This is a genomic window from Streptomyces sp. NPDC001832 (assembly GCF_040297265.1).
Taxonomy (GTDB): domain Bacteria; phylum Actinomycetota; class Actinomycetes; order Streptomycetales; family Streptomycetaceae; genus Streptomyces.
Genome location: NZ_JBEOYU010000001.1, coordinates 133,153 through 149,911, shown reverse-complemented (window position 1 = coordinate 149,911; position 16,759 = coordinate 133,153). Strand labels below are relative to the sequence as shown.

The 16,759-nt window shown below is 68.8% G+C and carries 12 protein-coding genes; 10 read left to right on the top strand and 2 right to left on the bottom strand.

Going from position 1 to position 16,759, the window contains the following annotated elements; all coding sequences use genetic code 11:
- The first annotated feature begins 109 nt into the window (after positions 1 to 109).
- Both ABT115_RS00720 and ABT115_RS00715 read left to right on the top strand, forming a co-directional pair.
- Positions 110 to 2,023, top strand: a complete 1,914-nt coding sequence (locus tag ABT115_RS00720; RefSeq protein WP_351782265.1) for a TerD family protein — start codon at positions 110 to 112, stop codon at positions 2,021 to 2,023.
- A 264-nt stretch (positions 2,024 to 2,287) separates the two neighbouring features.
- Positions 2,288 to 3,325 (top strand): TerC family protein, encoded by a 1,038-nt coding sequence (locus ABT115_RS00715; protein ID WP_351782262.1) that lies wholly within the window; start codon positions 2,288 to 2,290, stop codon positions 3,323 to 3,325.
- Between the two features lie 122 nt (positions 3,326 to 3,447).
- Here ABT115_RS00715 and ABT115_RS00710 read toward each other — a convergent pair whose 3' ends face one another.
- Entirely contained in the window at positions 3,448 to 4,104 is a 657-nt protein-coding gene (locus ABT115_RS00710; protein WP_351782259.1) for an MBL fold metallo-hydrolase, read from the bottom strand.
- A gap of 10 nt (positions 4,105 to 4,114) precedes the next feature.
- Positions 4,115 to 4,804 (bottom strand): maleylpyruvate isomerase family mycothiol-dependent enzyme, encoded by a 690-nt coding sequence (locus ABT115_RS00705; protein ID WP_351782256.1) that lies wholly within the window; start codon positions 4,802 to 4,804, stop codon positions 4,115 to 4,117.
- 179 nt (positions 4,805 to 4,983) lie between these two features.
- Between ABT115_RS00705 and uvrA the strand changes: the two genes are divergently transcribed.
- The 8 genes from uvrA to ABT115_RS00665 all read left to right on the top strand — a co-directional run bounded on the left by uvrA (position 4,984) and on the right by ABT115_RS00665 (position 16,759).
- Entirely contained in the window at positions 4,984 to 8,004 is a 3,021-nt protein-coding gene (uvrA, locus tag ABT115_RS00700) for an excinuclease ABC subunit UvrA (protein ID WP_351782253.1), read from the top strand.
- A 416-nt stretch (positions 8,005 to 8,420) separates the two neighbouring features.
- Entirely contained in the window at positions 8,421 to 8,849 is a 429-nt protein-coding gene (locus ABT115_RS00695; protein ID WP_351782250.1) for a Rieske (2Fe-2S) protein, read from the top strand.
- A gap of 137 nt (positions 8,850 to 8,986) precedes the next feature.
- Entirely contained in the window at positions 8,987 to 11,005 is a 2,019-nt protein-coding gene (gene uvrC, locus ABT115_RS00690; RefSeq protein ID WP_351782247.1) for an excinuclease ABC subunit UvrC, read from the top strand.
- Positions 11,002 to 11,967 (top strand): RNase adapter RapZ, encoded by a 966-nt coding sequence (gene rapZ, locus ABT115_RS00685; RefSeq protein WP_351782244.1) that lies wholly within the window; start codon positions 11,002 to 11,004, stop codon positions 11,965 to 11,967. The genes uvrC and rapZ overlap by 4 nt, the downstream gene beginning before the upstream one ends.
- Positions 11,964 to 12,998: a gluconeogenesis factor YvcK family protein gene (locus tag ABT115_RS00680; RefSeq protein ID WP_351782241.1), complete on the top strand. Its 1,035-nt coding sequence runs from the start codon at positions 11,964 to 11,966 to the stop codon at positions 12,996 to 12,998. Before rapZ ends, ABT115_RS00680 begins: the two co-directional genes overlap by 4 nt.
- Positions 12,989 to 13,978: a DNA-binding protein WhiA gene (gene whiA, locus ABT115_RS00675; protein WP_351782238.1), complete on the top strand. Its 990-nt coding sequence runs from the start codon at positions 12,989 to 12,991 to the stop codon at positions 13,976 to 13,978. Before ABT115_RS00680 ends, whiA begins: the two co-directional genes overlap by 10 nt.
- Positions 13,979 to 14,430: 452 nt before the next feature.
- Positions 14,431 to 15,438, top strand: a complete 1,008-nt coding sequence (gene gap, locus ABT115_RS00670; RefSeq protein ID WP_351782235.1) for a type I glyceraldehyde-3-phosphate dehydrogenase — start codon at positions 14,431 to 14,433, stop codon at positions 15,436 to 15,438.
- Positions 15,439 to 15,547: 109 nt separating this feature from the next.
- Positions 15,548 to 16,759, top strand: a complete 1,212-nt coding sequence (locus tag ABT115_RS00665) for a phosphoglycerate kinase (protein ID WP_351783014.1) — start codon at positions 15,548 to 15,550, stop codon at positions 16,757 to 16,759.

Here is a 16,759-nt window from a genome sequence, read left to right as displayed (position 1 = left end):
ATCGGTACGCGCAGCTCCCGGAGGCATCGGCCACCGGGAGCTGCACCACATCGCGCCGCACCGCACGACAACGCACCGCGCAGCGGCAACTCATCGAGGGGACAGGGCAATGACGGCCGAGCTGGTCCGGGGGCAGAACCACACCTTGCCCCAGACCCGTCTGGAGATCCGCGTATCGGTCGGCACGCCAGTCGTGGCCGGTGCCACGCTCGGCGACGAGAACGGCACCGTGCACGGCACCGAGTGGGTCGCCCACCCGGGATCGCCCCGGTTGCCCGGACTCGAGGTGTCCGGACAGGCCGCCGCCGACCACCGGCTCGCCGTGGACCTCGACGCCCTGCCCGCCTCGGTGCACCGGGTCACCGTTCTGCTGGCCTTGCCCATGGGTGTCGGCGGCCCGGTCCGGTTCGGCGCGGTCGCCTCACCGTTCGTCGCCGTCACCGGGCTCGAAGGCAGCGAGATAGCCACCTTCACCCTCACCGGCCTGGACGCCGAGTCCGCGGTCACCGCCCTGGAGCTCTACCGTCGCCAGGGCGCCTGGAAGGTCCGCGCCGTCGGTCAGGGCTACGCGGGCGGCCTCGCCGCCATGCTCGCCGACCAAGGCCTGACGCAGGCGGCCGAGCTGGCCCACTCGATCCAGGACGCCGTCGCCCGCGCGATGGCCCGCTCGGTCGCACCGCCCCCGCCGCACGCCCCGGGCCCTGTACCGCCCTCGGACGACCGCCGGCCTCCCGTCGCGTCGCCGACGGCCGCCCAGCCCCCCGAGCTCACCACCCCGCCGTCCGCGGCCACGACGGGCGGCCCCATCAACTACGCGCACCCACGCCGCCAGTCATCCGCGCCTCCGCCGCCCCCTCCCACCACACCGCCCGCCGAGCCGGGTGGCCCCGCCCGGCCCGTCGCCGGAGACGCGACCGGCTGGTCCATGGAGGAGCGCCTCTACAACCAGATCTGGGGCATGTTCGAGGACCTGGCCCGCACCACCGCCGCGTACCGCAGCGCCGTCGACTTCGCAGAGTCCCGCATGGACCAGGAGCTCGACCGGACCCTGTCCGACCCGCGCAACCGGATCGGCGGCGCCGGCGACCGGGCCCGCGAACAGGCCCGTACCAAGCGCGACGAGCTGACCGCCCGGGCCCGCGAGGTCCTCGATCGCGACCTCGCCCAGCTCGCCGCCGAGTCCGCCGTCGTGGAACCCGCACTCCCCGCCGCGTACGCGGGATGGGACAACCCCGTCTGGCACGCCTACCGCGTCCCGATGGAGATCCCCATGGCGCTGCGCATCGGTGACCTCCATCTGCCCGAGAGCCCCGACCTGCGAATCCCGCTCCTGGTCCGGCTCCCTCTGGAGCGCGGGATCTGGGTCGACAGCGGCCGTACGGCCTCCGAGGCCGCAGCGCTGAGGGACACCGCCCAACTGCGCCGCCTGGCCGTGGAGAACGTGGTCGCGCACGCGGCCCGGCTGCTGGCCGTCTACCCGGCCGGCGAGTTCTCCGTCCATGTCATCGACCCTGCGGGCTCGGCGGCCGGAGCGCTCGCTCCCCTGGTCGATTCTGGGGCCCTCGCCGGGCCACCGGCCGCCGGAGCCGCGGGAGTGGCCTCGGTCCTCGCACAGCTCACCCGGCGCGTCGACCTGGTGCAGATGGCGATCCGGGCAGGCGCAGCCGATTCACTTCCGCCGGACCTCGACACGGGCGAGCAACTTCTGATCGTCAATGACTTCCCACACGGCTTCGACGACCGAGCCGTCACCCAGCTGCGCTACCTCGCCGACGAGGGGCCTTCGGTCGGCGTCCATCTGCTGATGGTCGCGGACCGAGAGGACACCGGCGCGTACGGGCCGTTGCTCGACCCCCTGTGGCGCTCGCTGCTCCGCATCACGCCGGTCGCCGACGACCACCTGGCCGACCCCTGGGTGGGCCACACCTGGACGTACGAGCCGCTGAGGATGCCCCCCGGCAGCCGGGTGCTTGAGCAGGTGCTTGCCAGGGTGGCTGCGGCCCGCCATCCCCGGCGCTTCTGAGCCGTGGTGTGGCAGCAACTACGTACCAACACCCCTGACCCGCCATTTTGAAAAACCTTTGCCCTTCTCTTTACCTTTCCTTGGTGTTCCTTGTACTGTTCTTTGGGCGGAGGGGAGTACTCCCATACGCGGCGTGCCCGTCAGTACGGACTGTGACCGGTCCCGGGGCGTCGGCCCGTGGTGCGCAGCCCGTGCGCCCGGGTGGAAGAGACCTCCGGCAGCGACGACGCTGATCAGTAGCCGTAGCGAACTGCCGGAGGCGCAGTGGACGTTTCATGGACCCTCTGGGTGCTGACCATTCTTGGTCTGTCAGCCCTTATTGCCGTCGACTTCTTCATCGGGCGCAAACCCCATGACGTGACGACCAAGGAAGCCGGGATCTGGACGATCATCTGGATCGCACTGGCTGCACTCTTCGGAATCGGCCTGCTGGTCTTCGGTGGGAGCCAGGCGGCCGGCGAGTTCTTCGCCGGCTTCATCACCGAGAAGTCGCTCAGCGTCGACAACCTCTTCGTCTTCGTCCTGATCATGGCGAAGTTCTCGGTCCCGTCCCACCTCCAGCAACGGGTGCTGCTCGTCGGTGTGCTGATCGCGCTGGTGCTACGAGCGATATTCATCGCTGCCGGTGCCGCCGTCATCGCCAACTTCTCGTGGGTCTTCTACATCTTCGGCGCGTTCCTGATCTACACCGCGTGGAAGCTCATCCAGGAGGCGCGGGCCGACGAGGAAGAGGAGTTCGAGGAGAACCGACTCCTCAAGACGATCGAGCGCCGCTTCGGAGTCGCCGACCGGTACCACGGCACCAAGCTCTTCATCCGCAAGAACGGCAAGCGCGTCCTGACGCCGCTGATGGTCGTCATGCTCGCCATCGGCACCACCGACGTGCTGTTCGCGCTGGACTCCATCCCGGCGATCTTCGGCCTGACCCAGGACCCGTACATCGTCTTCACTGCCAACGCCTTCGCCCTGATGGGGCTGAGGCAGCTGTACTTCCTGATCGGCGGTCTGCTGACGAAGCTGGTCCACCTCAGCTACGGCCTGTCGCTCATCCTCGGTTTCATCGGCGTGAAGCTGGTGCTGCACGCACTGCACGAGTCCGGAGCGCACGTCCCCGAGATCTCCATCCCGGTCTCGCTCGGCGTCATCTGCGGCGTGCTGGTGATCACCACGATAACCAGCCTCATCGCCAGCAAGAAGCAGGAGCAGGCCGAGGCGGCCGCGGAAGCGAACAAGGCCGTGGAAGCGAACAAGGCCATGGGAGCGGACGAGGCCGCGGACAAGGGTTCCAGCATCGACGCCTGACCCTGGCGGCCGGCCCGGAGGCCGTCCGGCCGAGGCAGAAACCCGCACCGGCTGGGGCGCGCAACTGTCCGTTGCTCGCCCCGGCCGGTGTTCGTACGGGTGGAATGCCCCCGCGGCTGCCGTCACCAGCCGCGGGCGCGCCACTGCGGCAGATGCGGACGCTCGTTGCCGAGCGTGGTGTCGTGACCATGGCCCGGATAGACCCAGGTCTCATCGGGCAGTTGGTCGAAGAGCTTCGTCTCCACATCGTGGAGCAGGCTCGCGAAGGCATCAGGATCCTGGTGCGTATTGCCGACCCCGCCAGGGAAGAGGCAGTCCCCGGTGAACAGATGCGGGGCGCCGTGCGGGTCGTCGTAGACGAGCGCGATGGAGCCCGGGGTGTGACCGACGAGGTGACGGGCGGTCAGAGTGACTCGGCCCACCTGGATCGTGCCGTTGTCGTCGACCAGGACATCGGTCGGGACCGGGATGCCCTCGGCGTCGTACCGCCCGGCGTACGTACGCGCGCCGGTGGCCGCCACCACCTCGCCGAGCGCCTGCCAGTGGTCGCCGTGCCGGTGGGTGGTGACGACGGAGGTGATGCCGTCGTCACCGATCAGCTGCAGCAGGGTCCCGGCCTCGTTGGCCGCGTCGATCAGGAGCTGCTCGCCGGTGGCCCGGCAGCGCAGTAGATAGGCGTTGTTGTTCATCGGGCCGACGGCGACCTTGGAGATCATCAGATCCGTCAACTCGTGTACATCAGCACGCCCGCCGACCTTGACCGCTCCGCTGTACGTCATACGTCTCAGCCTATAGCGGGGGCAGTACGGGAAGGGGGCCGCCTTCGACGGTCAGCGCCGAGCCGTCGCGGCGCCCGGAGAGCCAGCCGAGCAGCTCGGGGGCCGTACCGCGGACCGTGACAGGGCCGCCTTCGGTGCCGCCGCCCGTCGTCCTGATCCGGCCCTTGTCGTCGGCCACACGCGTGGACACGACGTCGGGGTGTCCGTCGAACCGCTCGGCGAGGAAGTCGATCTCCCGGGTGACGAACTCGTCCGGGAGATCCTCCAGCTCGTAGCCGATGCCCAGGTCGACATGGTGCAGCTCGACCTCGACGCGGCGGCGGAAGGGGATCCGGGAGGCCGAGTCGGCCACGCCGTTGCGCATCGTGACCGTGCGGGACCAGTCGGCCGGGGCCGAGGCGGCGTCCACGAAGCGGGCCGCGCTCCCGACCAGGTCGGCCAGTTGCTCGGCCTTCGGCCGGGGTGCGCCGCGTTCGATGTCGCGGTCGCGGGTTTCGCTGTCTGCGTACATGGGCCGGCCCTGGAGAACATTTACGAGCGCGTCGGCGTTACGGCAGAGGTGGGCAACGACATGGCCGCGGCTCCAGCGCGGCAGTCGCGACGGCTCGGCGAGTGCAACGTCGTCCAATTTCTCGGTGGCGCTGAGCAGCCGATCGGTCGCTTCACGTACGGCGTCCAGGTCGTGCGCGTGATCAATCATGAGGCCGAGCCTAAGGGCTGTCCCACAATCGGGTGAAGGAGTCAGCGACCGTCCGTAAATCGAATGCGCGTGCTATACGCTCGGACTCGAAAGCTTTCGTACATCGCTGTGGCGCCCCCCATACCCTGGGACAGGGGCTCAGTTCCCCCACTTCTCTCTCAAGAAAGGTGCGGACCGGCGTGGCCGACCGTCTCATCGTCCGTGGCGCTCGCGAGCACAACCTCAAGAACGTCTCGCTCGACCTCCCCCGCGACTCCCTCATCGTCTTCACCGGGCTTTCCGGGTCGGGCAAGTCGTCTCTCGCGTTCGACACGATCTTCGCCGAGGGGCAGCGACGCTACGTGGAGTCCCTCTCTTCGTACGCCCGCCAGTTCCTCGGCCAGATGGACAAGCCGGACGTCGACTTCATCGAGGGCCTCTCGCCCGCCGTCTCCATCGACCAGAAGTCGACCTCGCGCAACCCGCGCTCGACGGTCGGCACCATCACCGAGGTCTATGACTACCTCCGGTTGCTCTTCGCCCGGATCGGCAAGCCGCACTGCCCCGAGTGCGGCCGGCCCATCTCGCGCCAGTCGCCGCAGGCCATCGTCGACAAGGTGCTAGGTCTCCCCGAGGGCAGCCGCTTCCAGGTGCTCTCGCCGCTGGTGCGCGAGCGCAAGGGCGAGTTTGTCGACCTCTTCGCCGATCTGCAGACCAAGGGCTACAGCAGGGCCCGGGTCGACGGCGAGACCATCCACCTCTCCGAGCCGCCCAAGCTGAAGAAGCAGGAGAAGCACACCATCGAGGTGGTCATCGACCGCCTCACGGTGAAGGACAGCGCCAAGCGTCGGCTGACCGACTCGGTCGAGACCGCGCTCGGGCTCTCCGGCGGCATGGTCGTGCTCGACTTCGTCGACCTCCCTGAGGACGACCCCGAGCGTGAGCGGATGTACTCCGAGCACCTTTACTGCCCGTACGACGACCTCTCCTTCGAAGAGCTGGAGCCGCGCTCCTTCTCCTTCAACTCGCCCTTCGGCGCCTGCCCCGACTGCACGGGTATCGGTACGCGGATGGAGGTCGACCCGGAGCTGATCGTCCCCGACGAGGAGCGGTCTCTGGACGCGGGCGCCATCCACCCCTGGTCGCACGGCCACACCAAGGAGTACTTCGGCCGGCTGATCGGCGCGCTCGCCGAAGCCCTCGGATTCCGTACGGACATCCCCTGGGCCGGTCTGCCGCAGCGTGCCAAGAAGGCCCTGCTCTTCGGTCACAAGATCCAGACCGAGGTCCGCTACCGCAACCGCTACGGGCGCGAGCGCGCCTACACCACCCCCGCCTTCGAGGGAGCGGTGCAGTTCGTCAAGCGGCGGCACTCCGAGGCCGAGAGCGACTCCAGCCGGGAGCGCTTCGAGGGCTATATGCGGGAGGTGCCCTGCCCGACCTGCGAGGGCACGAGGCTGAAGCCGATCGTCCTGGCGGTGACGGTGATGGAGAAGTCCATCGCCCAGGTCTCCGCGATGTCGATCAGCGAGTGCGCCGAATTCCTCGGCCGGTTGAAGCTGAACGCCCGCGACAAGAAGATCGCCGAACGGGTGCTGAAGGAGGTCAACGAACGGCTGAGGTTCCTGGTCGATGTCGGCCTCGACTACCTCTCGCTGAACCGCGCGGCAGGCACTCTGTCCGGCGGCGAGGCCCAGCGCATCCGGCTGGCCACACAGATCGGCTCCGGCCTGGTCGGCGTGCTGTACGTGCTGGACGAGCCGTCCATCGGCCTGCACCAGCGGGACAACCACCGGCTGATCGAGACGCTGGTCCGGCTCCGCGACATGGGCAACACGCTCATCGTCGTCGAGCACGACGAGGACACCATCAAGGTCGCCGACTGGGTCGTCGACATCGGCCCCGGCGCTGGTGAGCACGGCGGCAAGGTGGTCCACTCCGGGTCGCTCAACGAGCTGCTGGGTAACAGTGATTCGATCACCGGTCAGTATCTGACCGGCAAGAAGTCGATCGCGATGCCTGACATCCGGCGCCCCGTCGACCCGACGCGCAGGCTCACGGTGCACGGGGCCCGGGAGAACAACCTCCAGGACATCGACGTCTCCTTCCCGCTCGGCGTGCTCACGGCCGTCACGGGTGTCTCGGGCTCCGGAAAGTCGACGCTGGTCAACGACATCCTCTACACCCACCTGGCACGCGAGCTGAACGGCGCCAAGTCGGTCCCCGGCCGCCATACCCGGGTCGACGGGGACGACCAGGTCGACAAGGTCGTGCACGTCGACCAGTCGCCCATCGGCCGAACGCCCCGGTCCAACCCGGCCACGTACACCGGCGTCTTCGACCACATCCGCAAGCTGTTCGCGGAGACGATGGAGGCGAAGGTGCGCGGCTATCTGCCGGGCCGCTTCTCCTTCAACGTCAAGGGCGGCCGCTGCGAGAACTGTTCCGGTGACGGCACGATCAAGATCGAGATGAACTTCCTGCCGGACGTGTACGTCCCGTGCGAGGTCTGCCACGGGGCTCGGTACAACCGAGAGACCCTGGAGGTCCACTACAAGGGCAAGTCCATCGCCGAGGTGCTCGATATGCCGATCGAGGAGGGTCTGGAGTTCTTCGAGGCCGTCCCGACGATCGCCCGCCACCTCCGCACGCTCCATGAGGTCGGCCTCGGATACGTCAGGCTCGGCCAGTCCGCACCGACGCTCTCCGGCGGCGAGGCGCAGCGTGTGAAGCTCGCGAGCGAGCTGCAGAAGCGCTCCACCGGCCGCACGGTCTACGTCCTGGACGAGCCGACCACGGGTCTGCACTTCGAGGACATCAGCAAGCTCATCAAGGTGCTGTCCGGGCTGGTCGACAAGGGCAACTCCGTGATCGTCATCGAGCACAACCTCGATGTGGTCAAGACCGCGGACTGGGTCATCGACATGGGCCCCGAAGGGGGCAACGGCGGCGGTCTGGTCGTCGCCGAGGGCACCCCGGAGCAGGTAGCCGGGGTTCCGACCAGCCACACCGGCAAGTTCCTCCAGGGCATCCTGGTCCCGGATCGGGTGAGTGAAGCCTCGGTGCCCGCAGCCCGCAAGCCCGTGCGGAAGGTGGCCGCGAAGAAGGCGGTCGCCGCGAAGTCGGCCCCGGTCAGGAAGACGGCCACGGCAAGGACCGCCAAGACGGTTGAGGCGAAGAAGCCCGCGGCGAAGAAGGCAAGCCGCGCGCGCAGGGCCTGACGGCCCTGTGCCCGGGCTGCGGCCCCCGGAAATCGGGGGCTGCCGCTTCAGTCGGTACGGCGCCCCGCTCGCCGCAGGACTCGGTATGGCTGCGCGCCACCACCAGGGCTCGGTGAGGCCTTCGCGCGGCCGATGCGTGCACGTTCCAGGCGATTCGGTCCGCCCACGCGTGGCCGCGTGCCCGTACGCCCGCCCGCTCGCCCCTTCCCACGTACCCCGGTTGGTCCTGTCAGCCGTTCCTAACCTCCTGACCAGGGACAATCACACTTGGGTGGCCCGGCCACCGACCCTCCGGTCTCCGCCGGTATCGTCGGTTCTGTCACCGATGGCTCTGATGCCCGCGGGCACCTCTGGTGCTCCCGGTGCCTCAGCTGCCCCCGGAACCTTCTGCCCCCCCTCTGACCAGTGGAGACCGCATGCCCGGCCAGCCCGCCGCCCGCCGTACCGTGCTGAAGGGTGCCGTTCTCGCCGGCGCCGCAGGGCTGGGAGTGGCCGGCTGCTCGACCGAATCGAAGCTCGGCCACGCCGAAACTCCGACGCCGACCGCCCCCGTCGCGCTCGGCGCAGCGGAAGAGGTTCCGGTCGGCGGGTCCAAGCTCTACCGCGACCAGCGGGTCATCGTCACGTGCCCGGCCAAGGGCCAGTACAAGGCGTTCAGCGCCCAGTGCACCCACGCGGGCTGCCTGCTGGACAAGGTCGAGGACAACGTGGGGAACTGCCCCTGCCACGGCAGTCGCTTCGATACGACGACCGGCAACGCGCTGGAAGGCCCGGCGACCGCGCCGCTGCCCTCGGTCCCGGTCAGGATCGAGGGCGGGAAGCTCGTCGCGGGCCCCGACGCCTGACGCCCTGCCCGGGACGGACTCACTCCCAGTGCCGCACGGGCGCTGCGCGGCGCGCCCGCCGAGACCTGGGCGCACCCCTGAGCACGGCCCACTGCCGAGCCGCCGCACTGTCACTGCCCGCAAGTAGGGTGGTACACATGGCAGACCCCTCCAGCTACCGCCCCAAGCCGGGACAGATCCCCGACTCCCCGGGGGTCTACAAATTCCGCGACGAACACCGCCGGGTGATCTACGTCGGAAAGGCCAAGAACCTGCGCCAGCGCCTGGCCAATTACTTCCAGGATGTGGCCGCGCTCCACCCGCGCACGCGCACGATGGTCACCACGGCCGCCTCGGTGGAGTGGACCGTCGTCTCCACGGAGGTCGAGGCGCTCCAGCTGGAGTACTCCTGGATCAAGGAGTACGACCCCCGGTTCAACGTCAAGTACCGCGACGACAAGAGCTATCCGTATCTCGCGGTCACGCTCAACGAGGAATTCCCGCGTGTCCAGGTCATGCGAGGGTCCAAGAAGAAGGGTGTGCGCTACTTCGGTCCGTACGGCCACGCCTGGGCGATCCGCGAGACCGTCGATCTGATGCTCCGGGTCTTTCCCGTACGCACGTGCTCCGCCGGTGTCTTCAAGAACGCCGCGCGGACCGGCCGCCCGTGTCTTCTCGGATACATCGGCAAGTGCTCGGCCCCCTGCGTAGGCCGGGTCACCCCCGAAGAACACCGCGAACTGGCGGGCGACTTCTGCGACTTCATGGCCGGGCGCACCGGCACGTACATCCGTCGCCTGGAGAAGGACATGATGGCGGCGGCCGAGGAGATGGAGTACGAGCGGGCGGCCCGGCTCCGTGACGATGCGGAGGCCCTCAAACGGGCCATGGAGAAGAGCGCCGTCGTCCTCGCCGACGCCACCGACGCCGACCTGATCGCGGTCGCCGAGGACGAGCTCGAAGCCGCCGTCCAGATCTTCCATGTGCGCGGCGGCCGGGTGCGCGGCCAGCGCGGCTGGGTCACCGACAAGGTTGAGCACGTCGACACCTCGGGTCTGGTCGAGCACGCCCTGCAGCAGCTGTACGGCGAGGAGACGGGCGACTCCGTCCCCAAGGAGGTCCTCGTCCCGGCCCTCCCCGAGCACCCCGACGCGGTCTCCCAGTGGCTCGCCGACCGCAGGGGCTCCCATGTCAGCCTGCGCATCCCGCAGCGCGGCGACAAGAAGGACCTGATGGTGACGGTCCAGCGCAACGCCCAGCAGGCCCTGGGGCTGCACAAGACCAAGCGCGCCTCCGATCTGACAACCCGCTCCCGCGCGCTGGAGGAGATCGCCGAGGCGCTCGGCCTCGACACGGCGCCGCTGCGCATCGAGTGCTTCGACATCTCCCATCTCCAGGGCGATGACGTGGTCGCTTCCATGGTCGTCTTCGAGGACGGGCTGGCCCGCAAGAGCGAGTACCGCCGCTTCCAGATCAAGGGCTTCGAGGGCCAGGACGACGTCCGGTCCATGCACGAGGTGATCGGCCGCCGTTTCAAGCGGTATCTCCAGGAGAAGGAGCGGACGGGGGAGTGGGAGGAGACCCCCGCGCCGACCGGTCCCGTCCCGGGCACCACCCCCGATCCGGACGCCGAGCCCCGCGAGGACGACGGCCGTCCCAAGCGGTTCGCCTATCCGCCGCAACTCGTCGTGGTCGACGGCGGCCAGCCGCAGGTCGCCGCCGCCAAGCGCGCCCTCGACGAGCTCGGGATCGACGACATCGCTGTCTGTGGCCTCGCCAAGCGCCTCGAAGAGGTCTGGCTGCCCGATGACGACGACCCCGTCGTCCTGCCCCGCTCCAGCGAGGGCCTCTACCTCCTCCAGCGTGTCCGTGACGAGGCCCACCGCTTCGCGATCACGTATCAGCGGGTCAAGCGGGCCAAGCGCATCCGTTCCAGCCCCCTGGATGCCGTAGCCGGCCTCGGCGGGACCCGGAAACAGGCGCTGATCAAGCACTTCGGCTCCGTGAAGAAGCTGAAGCAGGCGACAATCGACGAGATCTGCGAGGTTCCGGGGATAGGTCGCAGGACGGCGGAATCAGTGGCTGTCGCCCTGGCCTCGGCCGCCCCGGCCACGCCCGCCGTGAACACGGCGACAGGAGAGATCATTGAGGATGACGACGGGGGCAGCACCACATGACTGAGCACGAACACGAAGTCGAGCACGACGGCACCGACCGAGCAGACGGAGCAGGACACGTGAGTACGGGCATCACGATCGATACGGGTGACGGGAATGCGGCCATCCCCGAGCTGGTGATCATCTCGGGGATGTCGGGCGCCGGACGCAGCACCGCGGCCAAGTGTCTGGAGGACCTCGGCTGGTTCGTCGTCGACAACCTGCCGCCCGCCCTGATCCCCACCATGGTCGAGCTCGGTGCGCGCTCGCAGGGCAACGTGGCCCGGATCGCCGTGGTCGTCGACGTGCGGGGCCGCCGCTTCTTCGACAACCTCCGCGAGTCCCTCGCCGACCTGGAGGCGAAGCACGTCACCCGGCGCATCGTCTTCCTGGAGTCCTCCGACGACGCCCTGGTCCGCCGCTTCGAATCGGTCCGCCGCCCGCACCCCCTCCAGGGTGACGGCCGGATCGTCGACGGCATCGCCGCCGAGCGCGACCTGCTGCGCGAACTGCGCGGCGACGCCGACCTGGTGATCGACACCTCCAGCCTCAATGTGCACGAACTGCGCGCCAAGATGGACGCCCAGTTCGCCGGCGACGCAGAGCCGGAGCTGCGCGCCACGGTGATGTCGTTCGGCTTCAAGTACGGCCTGCCGGTCGACGCCGACCTGGTGGTCGACTGCCGCTTCCTGCCCAACCCGCACTGGGTCCCTGAGCTGCGCCCGTTCACCGGGCTCAACGAAGAGGTCTCCGCCTACGTCTTCGACCAACCCGGAGCCAAGGAATTCCTCAACCAGTACACCGAGCTGCTCCAGCTCGTTGCCGCCGGGTACCGCCGTGAGGGCAAGCGCTATGTGACGATCGCCGTCGGCTGCACGGGCGGCAAGCACCGCTCGGTCGCCATGTCCGAGAAGCTCGCGGCCAGGCTCACGACCGAAGGGATCGAGACCGTCCTCGTCCACCGGGACATGGGGCGCGAGTGACCAGCCGTAATCTGCGCCTGCGGCGGCTGCGCAGAGCTGCCTCCGCGCTCTCCGGCCGCAAGCGCGGCGCGCAGCCCAAGGTCGTCGCCCTCGGCGGCGGCATGGGCCTGTCCGCGTCGCTCGCAGCGCTCCGCCGGATCACCGGCGATCTCACGGCAGTGGTCACCGTCGCCGACGACGGCGGCTCCAGCGGCCGGCTCCGCGAGGAGCTCGGAGTCCTGCCGCCTGGCGATCTGCGCAAGGCGCTCGCCGCCCTGTGCGGTGACGACGACTGGGGCCAGACCTGGGCCCAGGTCATCCAGCACCGCTTCCAGTCCAAGGGTGATCTGCACGAGCACGCGGTCGGCAATCTGCTGATCGTCGCCCTGTGGGAGCAGCTCGGCGACCATGTCCAGGCCTTGGACCTGGTCGGCAAGCTCCTCGGGGCGCACGGCCGGGTGCTGCCCATGTCCGCTGTGCCGCTGGAGCTCCAGGCGCTGGTCCGGGGACACGACCCGGCCCGCCCGGACGAGGTGGACACGGTGCGCGGCCAGGCCACCGTGGCGCTCACCCCGGGCGAGGTGCAGTCCGTCCACCTCGTCCCGAACGACCCGCCAGCCGTTCCTGAGGCCGTCGCCGCTGTCCTGGACGCCGATTGGGTGGTGCTCGGCCCGGGGTCCTGGTTCTCCTCCGTCATGCCGCATCTGCTCGTCCCGGAACTGCTCGACGCGCTCATCGAGACCAAGGCCCGCAAGGTCCTCTCGCTCAACCTCGCACCGCAACCCGGCGAAACTGATGGCTTCTCTCCGCAGCGTCATTTGGAGGTTTTGGGACGACACGCCCCTAAACTCGCCATGGACGTGGTGCTGGCCGACGAAGCCGCCGTGCCCGATCGCGAGTCCCTCGCCGACGCCGCCAAGCGGCTCGGCGCCGCGGTCGAGCTGGCGCCGGTGGCCTCACCCGACGGCGTTCCGATCCATGATCCGGAGCTGTTGGCCGCCGCGTACGACCGTATTTTTCGGATGCATGGAAGGATCGGCCCATGGCGATGACGCCAGCGGTGAAGGACGAAATCTCTCGGCTTCCCGTGACCCGGACCTGCTGCAGGAAAGCGGAAGTCTCGGCGATTCTTCGGTTCGCGGGCGGGTTGCACCTGGTGAGCGGCCGGATTGTGATCGAGGCGGAGCTGGACACCGCGATGGCGGCGCGCCGGCTGAAGCGGGACATTCTCGAAATCTTCGGGCACAGCTCGGAGCTGATCGTGATGGCCCCCGGCGGGCTGCGGCGCGGCTCCCGCTTTGTCGTACGGGTGGTGGCGGGCGGCGATCAGCTGGCGCGCCAGACCGGCCTGGTGGACGGCCGTGGCCGGCCCATCCGTGGCCTGCCCCCGCAGGTGGTCTCGGGGGCCACCTGCGATGCCGAGGCCGCCTGGCGCGGGGCCTTCCTGGCCCATGGCTCGCTCACCGAGCCGGGCCGCTCCTCTTCACTGGAGGTGACCTGCCCGGGCCCGGAGGCGGCGCTCGCGCTGGTCGGCGCGGCCCGCAGGCTCTCCATCGCGGCAAAGGCCCGTGAAGTGCGCGGGGTGGACCGGGTCGTCGTTCGTGACGGCGACGCGATCGGTGCCCTGCTCACCCGGCTCGGCGCCCATGAGCAGGTGCTGGCCTGGGAGGAGCGGCGGATGCGCCGGGAGGTCCGCGCCACTGCCAACCGGCTCGCCAACTTTGACGACGCCAACCTGCGTCGTTCCGCGCGGGCCGCGGTCGCCGCGGGCGCCCGGGTGGGGCGCGCGCTGGAGATCCTGGGCGAGGAGGTGCCCGAGCACCTCGCGGCGGCCGGACGGCTGCGCATGGAGCACAAGCAGGCCTCCTTGGAAGAGCTGGGCGCGCTCGCCGACCCGCCGCTGACCAAGGACGCGGTCGCCGGCCGGATCCGCCGACTGCTGGCAATGGCCGACAAGCGGGCCCAGGACCTGGGCATCCCGGGCACGGAATCCACCCTCAGCGAGGAGCTCGCCGACGGCCTGGTGGGCTGAGAGGCTGTCGGGTGAATCGGGCGGCCGCGCCCCGCCACGCACGCTTCCCGCGTTACCGAAATGTCCTAGTATTTTCTTCCCCGAGCTCTCAAGGGGCGGGGGAGACCCCATCCGAGGCCATCCAGGCGCCTTGGAATCGCACGCACCAGCCCGCGGCTGCTTTCCGATCGGAGACCGCCCGCCATCCTCTGGCGTGCGAGGGCCATGAAACCGGTCGAATGCGGAACGCGCAGCATTCCCAGGAGTGTTGACGCTCCGTAAGTATTGGCGCAAATGCGGCCGAGTATCCGGAGGTCCGTAATCCTATCGAGGGGTACGGACCTCTGCGGCTCCAGCGGCCCCGCTCGATGTCACTCCAGGGGCATCGGAGGAGTAGGGTCGAAGGCGGTCGGGGACATCTCATACAACTCGCCGGGGTTGAAACCCCGCGTACCTAACGAGGAGATCGGTTCGTGACGATCCGCGTAGGCATCAACGGCTTTGGCCGCATCGGTCGTAACTACTTCCGCGCGTTGCTGGAGCAGGGTGCGGACATTGAGATCGTGGCTGTCAACGACCTGGGTGACACTGCGACCACGGCGCACCTCCTGAAGTACGACACCATTCTGGGTCGTCTCAAGGCCGAGGTGAGCCACACCGCCGACAGCATCACTGTCGACGGCCACACCATCAAGGTGCTCTCCGAGCGCAACCCGGCTGACATCCCCTGGGGTGAGCTGGGCGTCGACATCGTCATCGAGTCGACCGGCATCTTCACCAAGAAGGCCGACGCCGAGAAGCACATCGCGGGTGGCGCCAAGAAGGTCCTCATCTCGGCTCCGGCCAAGAACGAGGACATCACCATCGTGATGGGTGTCAACGAGGACAAGTACGACGCGGCCAACCACCACGTCATCTCCAACGCCTCCTGCACCACCAACTGTGTCGCGCCGATGGCCAAGGTTCTGGATGAGAGCTTCGGCATTGTCAAGGGCCTCATGACGACGGTCCACGCGTACACGAACGACCAGCGCATCCTGGACTTCCCGCACTCCGACCTGCGTCGTGCCCGCGCCGCCGCGGAGAACATCATCCCGACCACGACCGGTGCCGCCAAGGCCACCGCTCTGGTGCTTCCGCAGCTCAAGGGCAAGCTCGACGGTATGGCCATGCGTGTCCCGGTCCCGACCGGTTCGGTCACCGACCTGGTCATCACGCTGGAGCGCGAGGTCACCCGCGACGAGGTCAACGCCGCCTTCCAGAAGGCTGCCGAGGAAGGCCCGCTCAAGGGCAAGCTGTTCTACACCGAGGACCCGATCGTGTCCTCGGACATCGTCTCGGACCCGGCCTCCTGCACATTCGACTCCCTGCTTACCATGGCAGAGGGCTCGCAGGTCAAGGTCATCGGCTGGTACGACAACGAGTGGGGCTACTCCAACCGCCTCGTCGACCTGACCGTCTTCGTCGGCAGCCGGCTCTGACCGTCGAATCGGCAGGCACCTCGATGTGAGCACGGGGCTCGAACAGCGCAATACCGCGCTGTTCGAGCCTCGTTGCATGCTCTCTCGTCCTCCCAAGGAGTCCAGCAAGATGAAGACGATCAACGAACTTCTCGCCGAAGGGGTCACCGGAAAGCGCGTATTCGTCCGCGCCGACCTCAACGTGCCGCTGAGCGGCACCACCATCACCGACGACGGCCGCATCCGAGCCGTCCAGCCGACCGTGGAGAAGCTCGCCGCGGCCGGCGCGCGGGTCATCGTCGCCTCGCACCTGGGCCGCCCCAAGGGCGCCCCGGACCCCGCCTTCTCCCTGGCGCCCGCTGCGGCCCGTCTGGGTGAGCTCATCGGCGCCGACGTGGCGTTCGCGACCGACACGGTCGGCGAGTCCGCCCGCGCCACGGTCGCCGCCCTCGCCGACGGCCGGGTCGCCGTCATCGAGAACCTCCGCTTCAACCCCGGTGAGACGTCGAAGGACGACGCCGAGCGCGGCGCGTTCGCCGACCAGCTTGCCGAGCTCGCCGATGTGTACGTGGGCGACGGCTTCGGAGCCGTACACCGCAAGCACGCCTCGGTCTTCGACCTCCCGGCCCGGCTGCCGCACGCCGCCGGCGACCTGATCGCCACTGAGGTCGGCGTACTGAAGAAGCTCACCGAGAACGTCGAGCGCCCGTACGCCGTCGTACTCGGTGGCTCCAAGGTCTCCGACAAGCTCGGCGTCATCGACCACCTGCTGGAGCGCGCCGACCGCATCCTCATCGGCGGCGGCATGGCGTACACCTTCCTCAAGGCCCAGGGCCACGAGGTCGGCAGCTCGCTTCTGCAGGAGGACCAGATCCCGGCGGTGCTGGAGTATCTGAGGCGCGCCGAGGAGAAGGGCGTGGAGTTCGTGCTCCCCGTCGATGTCGTGGTCTCCGAGCAGTTCCCGGACCTCAAGACCAAGGCTCCGACCGAGCACCGTACCGTGCCCGCGGACGCCATCCCGGCCGGTTTCATGGGCCTGGACAACGGCCCCGAGACCAACAAACTGTATGCCTCGAAGCTCGCCGACGCCGTCACCGTCTTCTGGAACGGCCCAATGGGAGTCTTCGAGCACCCTGATTACGCCGAGGGCACCCGGGCTGTCGCCCAGGCTCTCGTCGACTCCTCGGGCTTCAGCGTGGTCGGAGGTGGCGACTCCGCCGCAGCCGTCCGCATCCTGGGCTTCGACGAGAATGCATTCGGACACATCTCGACCGGTGGCGGCGCCAGCCTCGAATACCTTGAGGGCAAGACGCTTCCCGGCCTCGCCGCACTGGAGGACTGA

What these genes read in the sequence shown, in the direction of transcription:
- ABT115_RS00720 (WP_351782265.1), top strand. Translation starts at nt 110, where the DNA reads ATGACGGCCGAGCTGGTCCGGGGGCAGAACCACACCTTGCCCCAGACC.
- ABT115_RS00710 (WP_351782259.1), bottom strand. Translation starts at nt 4,104, where the DNA reads ATGACGTACAGCGGAGCGGTCAAGGTCGGCGGGCGTGCTGATGTACAC.
- ABT115_RS00665 (WP_351783014.1), top strand. Translation starts at nt 15,548, where the DNA reads ATGAAGACGATCAACGAACTTCTCGCCGAAGGGGTCACCGGAAAGCGC.
- uvrC (WP_351782247.1), top strand. Translation starts at nt 8,987, where the DNA reads ATGGCAGACCCCTCCAGCTACCGCCCCAAGCCGGGACAGATCCCCGAC.
- ABT115_RS00695 (WP_351782250.1), top strand. Translation starts at nt 8,421, where the DNA reads ATGCCCGGCCAGCCCGCCGCCCGCCGTACCGTGCTGAAGGGTGCCGTT.
- rapZ (WP_351782244.1), top strand. Translation starts at nt 11,002, where the DNA reads ATGACTGAGCACGAACACGAAGTCGAGCACGACGGCACCGACCGAGCA.
- whiA (WP_351782238.1), top strand. Translation starts at nt 12,989, where the DNA reads ATGGCGATGACGCCAGCGGTGAAGGACGAAATCTCTCGGCTTCCCGTG.
- ABT115_RS00705 (WP_351782256.1), bottom strand. Translation starts at nt 4,804, where the DNA reads ATGATTGATCACGCGCACGACCTGGACGCCGTACGTGAAGCGACCGAT.